The sequence below is a fragment of the Pseudomonas sp. LBUM1664 genome (assembly GCF_059695895.1).
The window spans coordinates 3,202,544-3,218,992 of sequence record NZ_CP166791.1 but is presented as its reverse complement, the minus strand read 5'-3'; the positions used below and the strand labels follow the sequence as shown (position 1 = coordinate 3,218,992).

15 protein-coding genes and 4 pseudogenes are annotated in these 16,449 nt (G+C 54.3%); 10 read left to right on the top strand and 9 right to left on the bottom strand.

All coding sequences use genetic code 11. The annotated features are described in order from the left end of the window. Positions 1–5: 5 nt before the first annotated feature. A complete protein-coding gene (locus ACA047_RS14910) occupies positions 6–464 on the bottom strand; it encodes a DUF6484 domain-containing protein (protein ID WP_497360358.1) in 459 nt (152 codons plus the stop codon). Between the two features lie 16 nt (positions 465–480). Continuing rightward, positions 481–2,658 (bottom strand): type VI secretion system Vgr family protein, encoded by a 2,178-nt coding sequence (locus ACA047_RS14905; RefSeq protein WP_497350448.1) that lies wholly within the window; start codon positions 2,656–2,658, stop codon positions 481–483. A gap of 599 nt (positions 2,659–3,257) precedes the next feature. Here ACA047_RS14905 and ACA047_RS14900 point away from each other — a divergent pair. The 7 genes and pseudogenes from ACA047_RS14900 to ACA047_RS14870 all read left to right on the top strand — a co-directional run. Further along, a pseudogene (locus ACA047_RS14900) lies at positions 3,258–3,524 on the top strand (IS66 family transposase); the annotation flags it as partial. 513 nt (positions 3,525–4,037) lie between these two features. Next, positions 4,038–5,267, top strand: coding sequence for a group II intron reverse transcriptase/maturase (ltrA, locus tag ACA047_RS14895; protein ID WP_497350446.1), 1,230 nt, complete (start codon positions 4,038–4,040; stop codon positions 5,265–5,267). Between the two features lie 82 nt (positions 5,268–5,349). Then, positions 5,350–5,523: pseudogene (locus ACA047_RS14890) on the top strand (transposase domain-containing protein); the annotation flags it as partial. 329 nt (positions 5,524–5,852) lie between these two features. Continuing rightward, positions 5,853–6,614 carry an SDR family NAD(P)-dependent oxidoreductase gene (locus ACA047_RS14885; protein WP_497350444.1) on the top strand — a complete coding sequence of 254 codons (762 nt, stop codon included), beginning with the start codon at positions 5,853–5,855 and terminating at the stop codon, positions 6,612–6,614. A 132-nt stretch (positions 6,615–6,746) separates the two neighbouring features. Next, positions 6,747–7,439 carry a M24 family metallopeptidase gene (locus tag ACA047_RS14880; RefSeq protein WP_497350442.1) on the top strand — a complete coding sequence of 231 codons (693 nt, stop codon included), beginning with the start codon at positions 6,747–6,749 and terminating at the stop codon, positions 7,437–7,439. Then, positions 7,436–7,668, top strand: a pseudogene (locus ACA047_RS14875) (LysR family transcriptional regulator); the annotation flags it as partial. The gene ACA047_RS14880 and the pseudogene ACA047_RS14875, both read left to right, overlap by 4 nt. A 361-nt stretch (positions 7,669–8,029) precedes the next feature. After that, positions 8,030–8,965 carry a proline dehydrogenase family protein gene (locus tag ACA047_RS14870; RefSeq protein ID WP_497350441.1) on the top strand — a complete coding sequence of 312 codons (936 nt, stop codon included), beginning with the start codon at positions 8,030–8,032 and terminating at the stop codon, positions 8,963–8,965. Between the two features lie 353 nt (positions 8,966–9,318). Here the strand turns inward: ACA047_RS14870 and ACA047_RS14865 are convergent, their stop codons facing one another. Both ACA047_RS14865 and ACA047_RS14860 read right to left on the bottom strand, forming a co-directional pair. Then, positions 9,319–9,849: a DUF2867 domain-containing protein gene (locus ACA047_RS14865; protein WP_497350439.1), complete on the bottom strand. Its 531-nt coding sequence runs from the start codon at positions 9,847–9,849 to the stop codon at positions 9,319–9,321. A 252-nt stretch (positions 9,850–10,101) separates the two neighbouring features. Beyond that, the gene (locus tag ACA047_RS14860) at positions 10,102–10,722 is read right to left on the bottom strand and encodes a DJ-1/PfpI family protein (protein WP_497350437.1); all 621 of its coding nucleotides are present in this window, start codon (positions 10,720–10,722) and stop codon (positions 10,102–10,104) included. 126 nt (positions 10,723–10,848) lie between these two features. On the opposite strand from ACA047_RS14860, the gene ACA047_RS14855 reads away from it, so the two are divergent. Both ACA047_RS14855 and ACA047_RS14850 read left to right on the top strand, forming a co-directional pair. Beyond that, on the top strand, positions 10,849–11,403 hold the full coding sequence (locus ACA047_RS14855; RefSeq protein WP_497350435.1) for a TetR/AcrR family transcriptional regulator: 555 nt from the start codon (positions 10,849–10,851) through the stop codon (positions 11,401–11,403). A gap of 195 nt (positions 11,404–11,598) precedes the next feature. Beyond that, a complete protein-coding gene (locus tag ACA047_RS14850; protein WP_497350432.1) occupies positions 11,599–12,054 on the top strand; it encodes a GNAT family N-acetyltransferase in 456 nt (151 codons plus the stop codon). Here ACA047_RS14850 and ACA047_RS14845 read toward each other — a convergent pair. The 4 genes and pseudogenes from ACA047_RS14845 to ACA047_RS14830 form a co-directional block, all read right to left on the bottom strand. Beyond that, positions 12,051–12,323, bottom strand: a pseudogene (locus ACA047_RS14845) (transposase domain-containing protein); the annotation flags it as partial. The gene ACA047_RS14850 and the pseudogene ACA047_RS14845 sit on opposite strands and share 4 nt — an antisense overlap. Before the next feature lie 383 nt (positions 12,324–12,706). Then, positions 12,707–12,922, bottom strand: a complete 216-nt coding sequence (locus ACA047_RS14840; RefSeq protein ID WP_497350430.1) for a hypothetical protein — start codon at positions 12,920–12,922, stop codon at positions 12,707–12,709. 226 nt (positions 12,923–13,148) lie between these two features. After that, entirely contained in the window at positions 13,149–13,571 is a 423-nt protein-coding gene (locus tag ACA047_RS14835) for a bleomycin resistance protein (protein WP_497350428.1), read from the bottom strand. A 254-nt stretch (positions 13,572–13,825) separates the two neighbouring features. Continuing rightward, positions 13,826–14,488: a TetR/AcrR family transcriptional regulator gene (locus ACA047_RS14830; protein ID WP_497350426.1), complete on the bottom strand. Its 663-nt coding sequence runs from the start codon at positions 14,486–14,488 to the stop codon at positions 13,826–13,828. Positions 14,489–14,631: 143 nt separating this feature from the next. On the opposite strand from ACA047_RS14830, the gene ACA047_RS14825 reads away from it, so the two are divergent. Then, positions 14,632–15,510, top strand: coding sequence for a DAPG hydrolase family protein (locus ACA047_RS14825; RefSeq protein ID WP_497350424.1), 879 nt, complete (start codon positions 14,632–14,634; stop codon positions 15,508–15,510). A 56-nt stretch (positions 15,511–15,566) separates the two neighbouring features. Here ACA047_RS14825 and ACA047_RS14820 read toward each other — a convergent pair whose 3' ends face one another. Next, on the bottom strand, positions 15,567–16,298 hold the full coding sequence (locus ACA047_RS14820) for a TetR/AcrR family transcriptional regulator (protein ID WP_497350422.1): 732 nt from the start codon (positions 16,296–16,298) through the stop codon (positions 15,567–15,569). Positions 16,299–16,449: the final 151 nt, after the last annotated feature.

Below are 16,449 nucleotides of genomic sequence, written 5' to 3'. Positions count from 1 at the left end.
CCCGTCTAGTTGATCTGCACCGAACCGCCCTTGATGCGGTTGACCCCGCTGGAGCGGCTGGACAGGTAGGTGCCCCGGATGATCACTTTGCCCGCGCGGGTCAGGGTGATGCTGGCTTTGCCGCACCGCAGGACGATTTCCCGTTCTGCGGTGAACTCCAAGCGCTCGCCGTCCAGGTGGGCGACTGCTGGCGTTGCGGTTTGCGGCAGACGCTGGATGCGACCGATCACCAACGGCCGGGCCACGTCGCCGGCCTCGAACATCAGCGCGACTTGGGCGCCGATGTCTTCGCGCGAGAGCGGGGTGGTGGTGCGCGCGGCTAGGCCCGTGTCACCGGGGCAGCCGGGGAAGGCCACCACCGGGGCGTCCGCCTTGGGCACATCCAGCAGCACGCCAATCACGACGCCATCCACGCGCGCCGGTGTGGAGGTGGAGGAGGCGGGGAAATGGTGTTCGACGGTCATAGCGCCCACTCCGTGGCTAGTTCTGCAAAATCTTCTGGCCTTTGACGACAACGTTCTTGTTGGCCTTTATGTTGATGGCACCGGAGCCGTCGATGGTGATGTTTTTGCCGCTAATCATGATGGTCCCGTCCTTCTTCATGGTGATGCTGGCCGCGCCCGTGGTCAGGCTGATGGAGTCGCCGGCGTTCAGGACAAAGTGTTTGCCAACGTCCAGACTGTCGTTCTGCTTGATGCCCGTGCTGCGGTTCTGGGCGACGTCGCGGGATTCGTTCTGGCCTATCTGGGTACTCTGGTTGCCATTGATCTCAATACCTTCGTTGCCCCGGACCGTTTCGTTACGGTTGCCGCTGATGCCGATGGTTTCGTTGCCGCCCACGTCCTCGGTGCGGTTGCTGACGATGGTGATGTTTTCGTTGGCGCCGACCTTTTCCGTGCGGTTCGCACCTATGGTGATGGTCTCGTTGTTGCCCACGTTCTCGGTGCGATTGGCGCCGATGGTGATTTTCTCGTTGCTGCCCACATCCTCGGTACGGTTCACGCCGATGGAGATGGTCTCGTTGTTGCCTACCGTTTCAGTGCGGTCGTGTTTGACGTGCACGGTTTCGTCGTTGTCGATGGTCTTGCTGCGGTCGTGGCCGACCCAGTGGGTCTCGTCGTTCTCGACCTCAATGTCCTGGTTCTTCTCGGCGTGGATAAACAGTTGCTCCGCGCCTTTCTTGTCCTCCATGCGGATTTCATTGAAGTTGGCCGGTGAGCCGTCCTTGCTTGAACGGCTTTTCACGCCACTTTGGGTGGCATTGGCCGGCAGCTTGTAGGGCACGGTCTGTTCGGCGTTGTAGACGCGGCCGGTGATGATCGGCCGATCCGGGTCACCTTCGAGGAAGCTGACGATCACTTCCTGGCCGATCCGCGGGAGTTGCATCGCCCCCCAGTTCTTGCCGGCCCAGGCCTGGGACACGCGAATCCAGCAGGAGCTGTTTTCGTTGGACTGGTCATGGCGATCCCAGTGGAAATGCACTTTGACGCGCCCATATTGGTCAGTCCAAATTTCCTCGCCGCTGGGGCCAACCACCACGGCGGTCTGCGGCCCGCGGACAATGGGCATGGCGGTCAAGGGGAGAGGGCGGAAGGCCTGGCTGGCATCCATGCAGTCCAGCTCGCTGACGAACTGTTCGGCCAGGTCAGACTGCCCGCTTTCATAGGCTTCTTGACGGATCTGATAGCGGGCGACCACCACCAGGTATTCGCGGTTCTGGTCCGCACGGTCGTAGCCCGTCAGCGTGAACAGATGGCCGGACCCCAGCCCGCGAGCGCGTCCGCGCAACTGCACACGCTCGAACTGGCTGTGAATGGCTTCGATGCGGGTACGCGCGTAGTGATCGCCATCGTTGCTCTGTACGTACTCACCGGGGTAGTCGTAGAGCGGGTAGTCGCCGTTGCTGTGGTTGCGCGGCACACTGGAACGCACCTCAAGGCTGGCGCGGGGGCGTAGAAAGTCATAGTCATTCAGTGCCAGCGAACCGGGTTGGACTTCCCGAGCCAGTTGCCAATCGTAGAAATGATCACGCTCGCGCATCTGCCGATCGGGCGGATAGAAGGGTACTGAGGCGTAGTCTGCAGCCGTGGAGTGAGCGCCATAGGCGTCAGCCAACACCAGTACATGACGCGCCTTCTCATGGCGAAAGTAGTAATAGATGCCTTCCTGTTCCATCAGCCGGCTAACGAAGTCGAAGCTGGTTTCGCGGTACTGCACGCAATATTCCCACTCGCGGTAGCTGCCGCTCAGACTGTCTTCGAAATCGGAGAAACCGAGGTCGCGGAACACTTGCTTGATGATGTCCGGCACCGTCTTGTTCTGGAAAATCCGGCAGTCGGAGGTGCGCGTAAGCAACCAGAACCAAGGTCGTAGACTGACGCGGTAACCCGCGAACTGGCCGTGGCCGGTCAGTTGCCGGCAGCTGCAGACAATGCCGTGGAAGTAGCGTTTGCCGCCGTTGTACAGATCGAGGGCCAGGCTCATCGGCTTGCCCAGCAATTGGTCAAACTTGATCGCCCGGTCTTCGGAAGTGAGGTCCAATTCGTAGTGGAACAACCGCCCCAGCTCTTCGCTGCCGTCCATGCTCTGCAGCAGCAGGACATCGCCACCGAGGGGACTATCGACCTGCACCAAACGGTTGTTTTGCGTGATTGCCATAACGGCTTCCCCCGGCCCGTGTTCGGGCGTCAGTCGGCCGTAAGGAATGGGGCGACGTACTCAAGGTCGTCGCCATAGGGAGCGCCAGGGGAGATTGGATCGAACAATCGCTGTACATCCACCACAGAGGTGATCTCCTTATCGGGCTCGCAACGTGCACTCAGCCAGAGCGAACGTACGACTAAATCCGTTTCTAATGTACCGAAGGTCATTTACTTATTTTCTTGACTATAGAAGAGATTATTCAAAGACGAATACAACCGCAAGAATGGTAAGGAAGGATTGCCACCAAATGTGGACATACGCCTGAGCCCCGGGCGTAGCGATTTTCCTGAAAAACATCACCGCCGGGCCGACCCAGCCCCCAGAATCCATGTGAGAGGATAGGTAAGCCTATGATTGGCAGGGAGACAGTGGCTACTCAATGTCGTGGACCAGCTTTTCCTGTGGAAGACACGAATGGCTTACCTCGGACCGGGGCGTTTCTTGAGAATGTCAGGGGTACAATTGGGAAGGCTTCATCGCCTATTTACGCGTCCCCCAGGCTCCGACGTATTAATCCAAGCGATAAAAATTACTATGACACCCACGATTAAATCGAGAGCGAAATCCGCGACCTGGAGCCGGATTTACGCTGCCGAATACGGCAAGAAAAGGCCGTGCCGGTGATGAAAACGCTACACGCCTGGATGATCGCCCAGCGCGATCTCGTGCCTGAAGGCTCGGCTATTAGCAGAGCGCTGGATTACAGCTTGAAACGCTGGGCAGCGCTGTCGCGCTACCTCGATGACGGGGCTGTTCCCATTGATAATAATTGGGCAGAGAACCAGATCCGTCCGTGGGCACTGGGGCGCAAGAACTGGCTCTGTGTGTCACGAAGGAGGCGTCATGACGACGAGATGAAAACGGCGGCATGACACTCCATGTTCCAAGATGGATGGAGGTAGGCCCTCCGGTCAGGGCGTGCAGGCGTACTGATCAAACGACCCGATGCTGCGAACATGTTCAGCATGTTTGTGGTGAGCGATTCGGGAAAAGGCAGAGTAACTACTGTCACGTAAGGCTCAGGTAGTTGAACGAAAGTGAACTGACTGATGAAGCGACGAAATCTCCACTGGTGTCAAAACGGGCTTGTATAGCCGGGCCCCGAGAAGTGCAGAGGACACCTGTCTACCGACTGCGCGGCACCCGTTGTTAAGGCAGCAAGAACCTGAGCCAGGCCATTTTGGGGAACGTGAGAACCTATCCTCGGCACGTATCGTGGGGATAGGGACGGACTCACCCGTAGTAGTGATGAAAGACCTGTAATGGGGCTGGAGCGAAGGGGTGGGGATCACTTTCGTTGTGCGGGACACAACTCAAACGAGGATGACGTTCTAGTGCAGCGAAAAGCATTCGAGATACCGAAGTCGCTGGTGTGGATGGCGTATCAGGATGTACGCCGCAATCGTGGCGCGCCTGGCTGTGATGGTCAGACGCTCACGGACTTTGATCGGCAACGCGATCATAATCTCTACCGCATCTGGAACCGGTTGTGTTCAGGGTCGTATTTCCCGCCACCTGTACGGGAAAAGCGCATTCCAAAAGACAACGGCAAGGAGCGCATCCTTGGCATTCCAACGGTCTCTGATCGGGTAGCCCAAGGCGCAGTGAAAAGATATGTGGAGGCTGTGATCGATCCGATTTTCCATCCTGACTCGTATGGGTACAGGCCCGGAAGATCGGCCCACGATGCTTTGCGTCAATGTTCCATTCGGTGCCGTCGTAAGAACTGGGTACTGGAAGTGGATATCAGCGCGTTCTTCGACCACGTTGGGCACGACCTGATCATCAAGGCTCTGGAACATCACCAGATGCCGAAATGGGTGATCTTGTATTGTCGACGCTGGCTGCAAGCGCCGATGCAGAGTGAGAGGGGGTTGCTTCAGGAGCGGGGACGAGGGACACCTCAAGGGGGTGTGATCTCGCCCTTGTTAGCCAATTTATTCCTGCATTACGCCTTTGATCGTTGGATGGACAGGACGCATCGCGGTGTGCCGTTTGAACGGTATGCCGACGATATTGTTATTCACTGCACAAGGATGAGCGAGGCTGTTCGAATCAGGGAGAGCCTGACGCGACGGATGAGTGAAGTGGGTCTGACCATCAACGAAGAAAAGTCGAAGATTGTCTACATCGACACATTCGAGCGGCACAATGTCACGACGAGCTTCACCTTTCTTGGGTATGACTTCAAGGTGCGAACCCTGAGGAACTCCAAGGGCGAACTCTTTCGTAAGTGCATGCCGGGAGCGTCGATGAAGGCGATGCGCAGGATGGTAGACACGATCAAACACTGGCGCATCCATCGATCCACGACGGATGACCTGAGGGATTTTTCTCGCAGGTACAACGCTGTGATTCGAGGATGGATCGAATACTACGGTAAATTCTGGTACAGAAACTTCAGCTATCGATTGTGGAGCGCGTTGCAATCGCGCCTGCTCAAATGGATGAAGAGCAAGTACCGAATCTCTATACGTCAAGCCGAGCATCGGCTGCGTCTTGTTCGAAGAGAGAATCCGGAGCTGTTCGCGCATTGGTATTTACTACGTGCATCGAATGTGTGATCAAGAGCCGTATGACGGGAGACTGTCACGTACGGTTCTGTGAGCAGCCGAGGGGTGAAACTCCCTTCGGCTGACTCGACTCGCAGGCTCGCTGCGCAGCGGAAAACGGGCGGCGGCGATCATGAGCTTGATCCAGTCTGCGCGACTGAATGGTCATGACCCGTACGCCTATCTGAGGGATGTCCTCACGCGTCTACCGACGCAGCGGGCGAGTGAAATTGAGCAGTTGCTTCCGCATAAGTGGCAGCCGGTTTAATCACGCAAGGCGTGGTGTCGGACGCATACACCTAGCCGATAGCTGTGACAAAGGCGGTGTTTTTCACTTAAAAATACGTGGACACCTCCGCCATTAACGCCAGGATTTCCATGCGTCAAAGAACTTCTTGTCCCAAACTTTTTTAAAGCTCAAGTCGTCCAGGAATGCGTACAGCCGGACGTCTCAATGACAAGCGTAGCTTTGTGCCACAGAATAAGCGCCAACCTGATTTGAAAAATGGATACCTGCCTATCGTGACCGCCTGACGCCGACGTTGCCTGCTTGGTGCTACGGTAATGGCTCTCTAGCAACCAATTCGAGATATCCATATGAAACCCAATCCGACAATCGATAACGTATTACGCGTCGCGTTGGTTACGGGATCGACTTCCGGTATCGGCGCAGCCATTGCACGTGTACTAAGCCGGGCAGGCTATGCGGTGGTGCTCCATTCGCGAAATTCTGCGGATACGGGACGCGCTATGGTTGCCGAAATGAAGCAGGCTATTTACGTGCAAGCTGATCTTGCTTTCGAAGCTGACAGGGTCAGGCTTGTTAACGAGGCTATCGCCGCGTGGGGGCAGCTCGACGTATTGGTCAATAACGCCGGTATTAGCAGAGTCATTCCGCACGGCGACCTTGCCTCTGCCAGTTCGACGGTGTGGCACGAACTTAACGAGGTTAATGTCGTGGCGCCGTTCCACCTGGTCGCTTTGGCCGAGTCGGCATTGCGCGATGCCGCCCGTTACCGTCGAGCAGGTTGCGTCGTAAACATCAGTTCGCATGCCGGTATCCGTCCTAAGGGCGCATCGATTCCCTATGCGGTAAGCAAAGCTGCGCTTAATCACATGACCCGCTTGCTCGCGGTATCGCTTGGGCCAGAAATTCGCGTAAACGCTGTGGCGCCTGGCTTGGTCGACACGCCTCTGACCGCAGAGTGGACAGATGCCCAAGAGTTGTGGCGAACTCGCGCACCTATGCGCAGGGCCGCTAGCCCAGACGACATCGCAAAAGCTGTTGTAATGCTGGTCGAGTCGGACTACTTAACCGGCGAGATACTGCTGTCAGACGGCGGGTTGAATCTGACCTAGGTAAGGCTTCCGGCTGCACATAGGTGAAACCTGGTAGCCTTCAGGTGCGCTGCGACAGTGTTGTATGCGCGATGTCTAGTAGATGAACAGGACGCGTTTGGGCGTACGATACCGACGATAGAGGCCTCATCCATGGCTGTGCCGCCAAACCTGCCCATCCAAGCCGCTGCGAAATCTGTCTTAGCACAACTCGTTTATCACATAACGCCAAGCTCCACTGAAGCCTCTATCGCGCGAATTGCAGCCGATATGCTCACGCAGTTGGGGTATCCAGATACTTGGTATTACGATTGCCCGGCATTCGTTTTGCTGGGATCCCGCAGTCTGGCCTCAGTGTCAGGTCGAGACTACCAACCAAGCGAAGAAACGGTAGGTTTACAAAATCTTGTAACAGTCGATCTCAGTCCCCGTTCAGGCACTGTGTGGGGTGATTGCGCACGTTCATTTTATGTTGAGGACGGCATATGTCGAACGTTGCCACTTGGTGATGATTTCACCAGAGGATATGAGGCGGAACAAAGTCTACATGACATCATGCTGCGATTTATTCACCCTGAAACCACCTTCAACGACCTATATGAGTTGGCTAATGAGTCGATAATTGATGCCGGTTTCGAGAATCTCGACTTTCTTGGCAACGTTGGTCACAGCATTTGTGAGCGACGTGATCAAAGGCTTTACATTGAGTCGGGTAACAATCGGTGCCTGGGTGAGGTGACCTGTTTTACATTCGAGCCCCATATCCGTTTGAGAGCCGGCAAATGGGGTTACAAGCATGAGAATATTTACTACTTTGACGATGATGGAGTGCCGTGTGAGCTTTAGAACTGACCTGTGAACAGTCGACCACGCTTATCCCGCGTGTGCTGATCTTGCGCTGGTGTCCAGGGACTCGCCTCAAAGCGGTACATTTTTCTTCAAAGAACCCATGGTTTGGGTTGGCTCACCCCAGTTCGAACTGTGGAGGCGAGACCCGGTGCCTATCGCAGTCTACGAAAGTGAAAGCTTGGCTCGGCGTTATGCAGTGAACTTGCTGACCCAACAGGGACGCCAACAAGTCGGTCAACCAGAAGTTGGCCACAAGATTGCGTTGCTCAAGCGTAAGCGTCTGCCCAACACACCTTGCTTTTTTTTGTGGTATGGATCACCGTTCAGCCCCCTCCTCAAGCTCTACAAAAAGCTTGGACAATACTGGGGTAGAAGACATCAACAACAATTGACGTTAGCAAACACCTAGAGAAGAAAGCATGCACGCCGCCGCCTGGCCCCCATTGATGAACTGAAGCTCGCAGTAGACGCTGCCGCTATGCGCTGACACATACGGCTGTGACTCTGCTTCATGCTGCTCTCAAAGGAGGGTGGTGGCTTTGCTTCGTCCGTGGTTTTTCGACGCTTGGTCGCGAAGGAACGGAAGTTTGCTGTTTTTCATCTCGGGAATTGATATGCACCTTTTTAATGCTTTGATGGCTCGTGCCATCCCTTTTATTCCTCGCGCAATTATCCAAAATATCTCCCGCCGCTACATTGCCGGTGCCACGCTAGGCGAAGCTATTGAGCGAGTTCAACAGCTAAATGCCCAAGGTTTTTGTGTGACTCTCGACGTATTGGGTGAGACTGTTTCGACTCCACAACAGGCTGAGAATACAGCGATCGATTACATTAACTTGCTGGAAGCGATTCAAGCCAATGGATTAAAAGCCAATATTTCGATCAAGCCGTCCTCGCTTGGATTGCTCTTCGATATGCAGCAATGCGAACGTCTCGCAGAGCGCATTCTTGAAGCCGCAGAGGGTCACAAAAACTCTGTTTGCATGGATATGGAAGATATTAACTGCACGGAAAAGGAAATCGATCTGTTCACCCGATTGAGAAGAGGCCATGACAATTTAGGGTTGGCATTGCAGGCTTATTTGAAGCGGACTTATCAGGATATTGAGGTGCTCACACGCGAAACAAACACTTTGCGCATCTGCAAGGGTATCTATATGGAGGAGCGATCGCACCTTGTGAACGGCTCATGGAGTGACCGTACCGCCATCAACAAGCATTTTTTGGATCACGTCATGCGCTGCTTTAACGCCGGCAGCTTTGTCGGTGTGGCCACGCACGACGCTGCACTGATCGATCAAGTTATTGCTCTGGCCCAAGATAACGGTATCGACAGATCCCAGTTTGAATTCCAGATGCTGCTAGGCGTTTGCGAACCCTTGCGTGACAAGGTGTTGAGAATGGGATTCGGCGTGCGCATTTACGTACCTTTTGGTATGGATTGGTACGGTTACAGCACGCGCAGACTTAATGAGAATCCTAGTATAGCGGGCCATGTCGCCAAAGCGCTTATTGGTCTCTGACAACCTAATAAAAGCACACAACAGGATCGCTGCATTCAGTAAGTGAACTCCAGGGTGCGATCACTTTGATCTGAGCAGAGATCATTTCCTGACGTAATTGATGATGGGCTGATTCCCTCCAGTGAAAACTGAAGGGAATCATCTCTTTTCGTGAGGGGTGTGAGCATCTGCCCATCACGCCAGCTTCATTAACCGGGCATCCACTTATGTGGCAAAAGCTCGGCGAGCTCACTAGCTCTACGCTTACAATGAATCTTAGAGGCCTAACGTTTGACATGAGAGACTTGGCCAGGCTTGCCAGAACAGCCTTTCGATAGAAGCGTTAGACCTCGGGGCACACATCGCTCTCAGCCTTAGGGGCAGGTAGCCAGAGGCCAACCGATGCGTGCTGCACGGAGGAGGCTGGCCTTAACAACCAAGCGGTGAAATGGGGCAATAACGAAGATGTAGGCCCGGCCTAGACGGTTGTGGCACTGGACCACGGTTGAAAAAACGAGTTGACGACTGCCTTCTGGCTCTGCCTCTCCAGAACATAGGATCGATATCCGGAAGTCGAGGTGCTTGTCGTCCTCTCCCAACACGATTTCAGTCTGGTTCGTGCTGTAGACCTTGAAGACTCCAATCCGATTAGCAAGTGATGCCAAATGTTTGGCTGTCTTGAGACCAAAACAGACAACGATAGTGTCTCGGACTTTCATGAGCCATCCGATCCAGGATGGCTGGTGGGAAAGGATGAATCGAGCTAGCAAATCTGGATTGCTAGATGTGCCCGCAGGGAGCCGAATCGCAAAAGCGTCCGCTAGGTTCATCGACTTGTAAAGGTGGGTGATGCCTGACCTCGAGGGGACTGGCACGGACATAATGATTTCAAATTCTCGGGGCATCGGGGATCTCTCCTGAGTTCTAACTACTAATTAGACGGCATGCCATGTCGCGTTTCTTGTTGCGATGGTTTGTCGTATAACGCTCCTTGTCGCCCTGTAAGTGCTTGTCTAGCTTAGAAGTGACGGTTACCGACTTTCAAGCCGGACAGGGACAACCGCGCTCACTGCTCATTCCCAAGCACACGAGGTATCTGCATAGTGGAGGAATCTCGTTGTACAAGCGGCTCTTTTTCCATGCTGAGCGAGCATGGATTAACTGGATGTTGTTGAGGCGCCAACTTCTCCTTGTCGGATACTGAGCCCGATCAAGGCATCATAGAGCTCTTGCTGCCCAGCTGGCAGAACAGGGAGCAGCGTCGCACGGCGTTTGTCGACATCGAACCAGGATTCAACCAACCATCCCACCAGATAGAGCGCCGAAAGGCATCCGCCAGCGGTTGCAACGTTCCCCTGGCATACAAGAGGCTGGTCCACAGGCTCAAGTCCCAGAGTTTGCAAGCTCGATCGTGCATCCGGGTGTGTAGTTGCTTGGCCGCTGAGCAGCCCAAGCCGTTCGAGAATGAAAGCTCCGGCGCATATAGAGCCGATTCGCTGGCGTCTGGAGTCAAGTTCAAACGACGGCAGGAAATCTGGGGCGGCAAGTGCAGCGGGTATCCCTTCCTTGCCGCTGACGAACAATACCGCGTCGGCACTATTGGCCTCGGAAAGCGGACCGTGCACCGAAACAGGCAGGCCGTGCGCCGATCGCACGATAGAGCTAGAACCCAATATTCGGACGTGCCAGTCCTCAGTGTTGCGGCCTAAAATGTCCCACATCAGGAATAGGTCGATATCAGTGAATTGGTCGAAAGCAACCAGAACGATTTTCTTCAAGGCGAGCTCCATGAAAAGTGCTGGCGTGCAAAACGCAACGGCCATCTTTGCTGGTGTTCGCAGCGTATCAATCGGTTGCGCACCATACACAGTCTGTATGGCGCTAAATATGGAGCTAAATAACTGGTGAGAAAACTAACTCGTAACCATTGGATCGCGGCTGGTTTTGAGGCCCTCGACCAAATAGGGCATATTGGCGTTTCGGCCGAGAGTCTATCGCGCCGATTGAATGTGACCCGCGGATCGTTCTATCACCATTTCCGCAATCGCGAAGACTTTGTCCGCACCTTGCTGGCTGCTTGGGAAGAAGACTACACGGAGCGCATGCTCGCTTATGCGGCGCAGGGTCGTAGCGCGGGCGAAACCTTGAAACGCTACTTGAGTATTGCCGCTGAGAAACAACCTGGGCGGGAAGTTTCCATCCGAGCCTGGTCGCTGCACGATCCGTTGGTAGGCGAGTTTCAGCAGCGTGTTGACACAAGACGACTGGACTTCGCGATACGGACGTGCCGCCGCTTGGTCCATATGCCAGGCGAAGCAGAAGTGATTGGTCAGGTGGCCCATCTGTGCCTGATTGGTGGTCAACAGGCAGGGCTGCGACGTGATGCCGCTCGCTTCAACAGTTTCCTGCGTCAAGCCTTTTCACTTTTCGAAGGGGCTCTTCCACCGTGGCGGGCCTAAGTCATGAGCTAAATTGGATAACTGAATAAATAGAGTTCGCGTGCCACTGCAAATGTGTTTGGGGTAGGGACGTCGCTACCAATCTGCGACGCTTCAAGCCTTTGCGCGCTATGACAATGCGATTAATGGTAACTGTCCGGTGAAGGCACATTGCGATGGGCTATGCTGTGATCGTTAGAGATTGAGGTTCCCAACATGAAATGTCAGGTTCGCCTCGCAACAGGCGAAGATACAGTAGCGATTAGCCGTGTAGTGATCGCCGCTCTGCGTGAGTCAAATTCACAGGATTACTCACCTGACGTTATCGCTCAGGTTGAGCGGAGTTTTGCTCCTGAAGCCGTCAACACACTACTCGATAAGCGCAAGGTTTTCGTAGCTTGGCTAGGCGAAAATATTACCGGCACTGCAAGCCTCGATGGTGCTGTAGTTAGAAGCGTTTTCGTTGATCCTGCTTACCAAGGTGGCGGTATCGGTCGGCAGTTGATGGATGTCATTCATGCTACTGCTGCCAGCGCTGGTGTTGGAGCTTTGCGGGTACCGTCGTCGATTACAGCGGAGAAGTTTTACGCTGCGTTGGGTTATCAGAAAATCCGCGACGAGTCTCATGGGGCTGAGCGCACCATCGTCATGGAAAAACAGCTTGAGGATTAGTCCAAGCCATTCACCCATTTATGCGGCAGTAGTTCAGTGATTTCACTCGCCCGCTGCGTCGGTAGGCGCGTCAGCACGTCCTCTAGATAAATGTACGGATCATGCCCGTTCATGCGTGCAGACTGGATCAAACTCATGATTGCCACCGCCCGTTTTCCGCTGCGTAGCGATCCGGCGAACAACCAGTTGGAGCGCCCAAGTGCCCACGGTCGGATCTGGTTTTCGACCTGATTGTTGTGAATGGGCACGGCCCCATCGTCCAATATTGTATGCAGCGACCATCGAAAACTTCAGGTTTCGGGTACGTTGCAAATACACAATCAGGGCCTTGCTAAAGTCTTGGAATGCGAAGGGCAGTGGACCCTTGGTCGGGGCAGGATAACCTGTCTTCTCGAGGGCTTGTCGGTGCGTCTCGAAGGTAAGAGCATGTTTGTTATGATCCCTTTGCGGTAACCAATTTCCGATACCCCACAATGGTTCCGGCCACGGTGTTGAAATCGGTAATGACCGAAAAATCGCTTACTCTTGTCATAGGCATGCTGTGGACCCTGATTGATATCCGTGGTGTAGAGCTTCAGACGCTCTCGTTCTGGAAACGGATTCTCCGCAGTGCCCGGGCGAATCAGCGTGCGAAAGATCTGGAGCTGCGTATCTAGTCACGGGTACGCGGATCGATCTGCGGAAAAGGTGCCATTGCAGCTGTGCCGATTCGGGCTACCAGGTTGTCGGCTTGACGGCTGCTTTGGAGCCAGATGGCGTAACCGTCCAGCAAAGCCAGAATCGCCTCAAAGTGGCAGGCCAAGATGGCCTCATCGATATCCAGGTCTCGGGTATTGGCATAGGTGTAGAGCGGGATGAGTTTGGGCAATGGCGCCGCCTGACCATCCTGCACAATTCAAAGGCTCACCATGAACATTTAGAACATGGCCCGTTGAGGGAGTGGACGTCAGAAGCTAGTTTGTCGAATCAGTGGCTTAGGTAGCTCATGAACATCTATGACATAACCTGTCGTTTAACATAATATACATTATGCGAACCATCCTATACGGAGCTGAGGGGCTCTGGTGGTGAGATTTGAACCAGGCAGCTCTCTATCATGCGACTTTAAAACCCAAGCTCTGGTTGAACCTCAATAAATAGCCATCTGGATCAAGCACCAAGAAATTCAGTTGGCCATGAAAACGATCATGGTCGCGATACCAGCGTTCCTCGATGGGTTTATGCAAATGGTGACCGGCACCTTCAAGTGCCGCTGCTAAAAACGCGCTGTCAGGACACTCAATCGACAGGTTCAACCCTCTGCCAAATGGACGCTCCAGAGGACCTACACGCCAAGGTGACTCATCCGGGTGGTCTTCCTCAAGCATCAATTGACTACCGTAATATGAAAGAAATGCGAACTTGTCTTCTGGCCTGTCGTACTCAATTTTGAACCCCAGAATATGGCAGTAAAACCGCAAACTCTGTTGCAGATCAGAGACGATCAGCTCAGGAATCAGCGCATTCATTTTCAGCATGACATGCTCCTGTTGATTTCAAAGGTATACTGCGACGTTAAATCTATTTAATAGAAAACAATAACATAAGATAAATTATGCGAACCTAAGGATCAGCTCAGTTGGCACCCTGTGCAGGCTTTTCGCTGTGCTGCCGGTGTCAGCTACAACGGTAAATGCTGATCCGTTGACAGGATTTCTCTGAGTCACTGGCTCGCTCCTCAATGACGGCTTGGCTGGCTGATGGCGCCCAGTAAGGCTCGTACTGCTCGCTGCTATTGCAGCGACACCGCCTTCAGGCCCGCTAGGGCATAAGTCATCATGTGCTCTATCAGCACCGTGGGTTCGATCTCCAGCCCCGGCAGCACGTTTTTGCTCAGGGCTTCGTGGGCCAACAGCAAAAAAAGGCAAGGTGCAAATACCCCCAATGCACAGCGCAGCGTGGTCGGGTGATCGTCTGGCAGGTTCAGGATCTGCCCGAGAATGCCGCGAAAAATCTTCGCCTTGGGATAGGCCTGCTGCTCCAGCACCGAGGGCAGCAGGCTCGAGGGCGACAGCAGTTCCCGGCTCAGGACCTTGAGCGCCCAAGCTTCACGATGATCCCGTAAGCGCTCCACCAGGACCGTGATGATCAACCGCAACTTGTCCTCAGGGGCTGCCGGGCTCTGGCTCAGGCTGAACAATGTATCGATGCGCAGCAGGCGGTTATGGGCTTCGAGCAGCACAGCACGGTACAGACCCTCCTTGTTCTCGAAGTGATAGTTGACCGACGCGGCGTTCGACTTGGAGTTCTCGCAGATCTGTTTGCTGGTGGTATTGGCGTACCCCAGATCGGCAAACAACTGCCCCGCCGTTTCCAGGATCTGCTGACGAGTCGCCTGGCCATCCTGGCGCTGGGCACGTTGAGAGGCAGCAGGGTTAGGATCGGACACAGGCATGGAATTCTCACTAGATTAAATTCAAATTTGACTTTTACTTATGCGCGGTTTAGTTTCAAATCACCCACACACCTCAACAGGCACTGACGGTGCCAACAGATGCTGTCAGCTCCACAGTCGTTTAGCCAAAGGATATTACCGCAATGGATGCGCGCGTTATGACACCGTTCACCTACTTCTCCCTGCCGATGCAGAAGCTATTCCTGCGCAACCGCGAGGCGATCAAGGGCAAGCCCTACGCCAAGTATTTCCGTGCGCAAATGCAGGTCCCGCTATCCGCCGTCAGCAAGATCCTGCAAGGACCGCTGGCGCAAGAACAGACCCTGACCCCGAGCATTGAGGACATCAATCGGTTACTGGAAGCAGATTTTGTCAGTGAAGAGTCGGGCTACGCCCTGCTGCCCGGCCCAATGGCCTACGTACAGAGCCGCAAGTTCTTTCCCGGTTCCACAGCCGAGATGTTCAAGTGGTGGTTCATGTGGCATCCGCTAGAGGCCGAGCGCTACACCCTGTGGTTTCCATATGCCCATGTCAGTAATCCCTGTGTCAATCACGAACGACTCAAGCAAACCTCCCTGAGTTTCGAACAGCGCTTGTACGGTAATACCTTCTGCGCCTCGGAATATGTCGGCGATCGCCTGATGCACCTGCATATTCACTTTCAGGAACCGGAGAAACTGGGCCTGCGCACCGAGCTGTACCGCGAAGCGAAAATCGACGGTAGCGTCAGCGCGCTGATGAGTCTCGCCGAGCAACCGGATGTGCCGGTGTCGCTGATGTTGCACCTGTTCAAGCAGACCCCGGAAGGCCTGTACCTGACCAGCCGCTACTGGGTCGGCAGCCATCCCTCAATGGAGCGATTCCCTGGGGCCGAGCGCGCCGCCGCGCTGATGAAGGCTAACGGTTTCGGTGAGACGGAACTGGAAACCCTGGCCTATGAATTCGCCGTCCATGATCTCTGCGAGTTCAACCACCTGGCCAGTTTCCTGCCGGACTTGTACCGGGAATTCGGCGCTGGCTGAGCCTCGGAGGGGGCGTGCCACCCAGCCGTCAGGCTGGGCGGGATACCCGGGAAATGTCAGCGTTGCCCCGCTGGACTAATACCGTTTATCAGAAGCGTTGTAAATTCCCCGATATCCTGATCCACCGTCAGTTGCTCAGTCAGCAGCCGGTACCAGCAAAAACCGAAGATCATATCGAGCAGCAATTCGCGATTGGTGTCCTTCGGTAACTCACCATTACTGATGGCTTTTTCCACCAGCTTCTTTGGCATCTCCCGCCGTCTCTCCATGAACTGATCCTTTAGCTGCGCCAGGGTGGCCGGATCGAGCTGGGCCTCCGCGATCAAGCAGCGGAAAGCCTCGCCACAAATCGTCTCACGCCAGACTTTCCAGAGATTGTGCAGCAAAAAGTCGAGATCTGCCTTGAATGATCCGAGATTTGGACACTTTCTGACCTGTTCGCTTTCATTCTCGTAGACCTCAGCTATCAGTGCTGCCTTGTTGCCCCACCAGCGATAGATCGTCGGTTTGCTCGCTCCCGCCCGTCGGGCAACAGACTCAATACTGAGTCCCGAATAACCGCATTCCTTGAGAATCTCGATCGTCGAACTGAGGATGGCCTTGTGGGTGTGGGGGTTTCGCAGGGAACCGATGGAGCTGCGAGAGGGTGTACGAGGCACAGTGAAATCTCCAGGCAGGATGCTTGACAAAAATAACTCAAGGTATACGATTTCAAAAAACGCAACGAAACGGTCCGTTTCGTTTCGTTGCGTTTTAAACGATTCTATCGTATGACTGACTTCGATCAATCTGTTTTCATTTTTTTCATATACGTTCAGGAATAAATGCGATCCAGCCAGGGAAGCCCCCAGCAGTTATCAACTGCTTTCCCCTAGCATGAGATTATGTCACTTTTTTTATATATGAAACGATACGTTTCGTATGATATCAGTCCGGGAG

Coding starts and splice junctions, on each gene's coding strand:
- ACA047_RS14910 (WP_497360358.1), bottom strand. CDS start 464: ATGACCGTCGAACACCATTTCCCCGCCTCCTCCACCTCCACACCGGCG.
- ACA047_RS14905 (WP_497350448.1), bottom strand. CDS start 2,658: ATGGCAATCACGCAAAACAACCGTTTGGTGCAGGTCGATAGTCCCCTC.
- ACA047_RS14885 (WP_497350444.1), top strand. CDS start 5,853: ATGAAACCCAATCCGACAATCGATAACGTATTACGCGTCGCGTTGGTT.
- ACA047_RS14880 (WP_497350442.1), top strand. CDS start 6,747: ATGGCTGTGCCGCCAAACCTGCCCATCCAAGCCGCTGCGAAATCTGTC.
- ACA047_RS14865 (WP_497350439.1), bottom strand. CDS start 9,849: ATGCCCCGAGAATTTGAAATCATTATGTCCGTGCCAGTCCCCTCGAGG.
- ACA047_RS14850 (WP_497350432.1), top strand. CDS start 11,599: ATGAAATGTCAGGTTCGCCTCGCAACAGGCGAAGATACAGTAGCGATT.
- ACA047_RS14835 (WP_497350428.1), bottom strand. CDS start 13,571: ATGCTGAAAATGAATGCGCTGATTCCTGAGCTGATCGTCTCTGATCTG.
- ACA047_RS14830 (WP_497350426.1), bottom strand. CDS start 14,488: ATGCCTGTGTCCGATCCTAACCCTGCTGCCTCTCAACGTGCCCAGCGC.
- ACA047_RS14825 (WP_497350424.1), top strand. CDS start 14,632: ATGGATGCGCGCGTTATGACACCGTTCACCTACTTCTCCCTGCCGATG.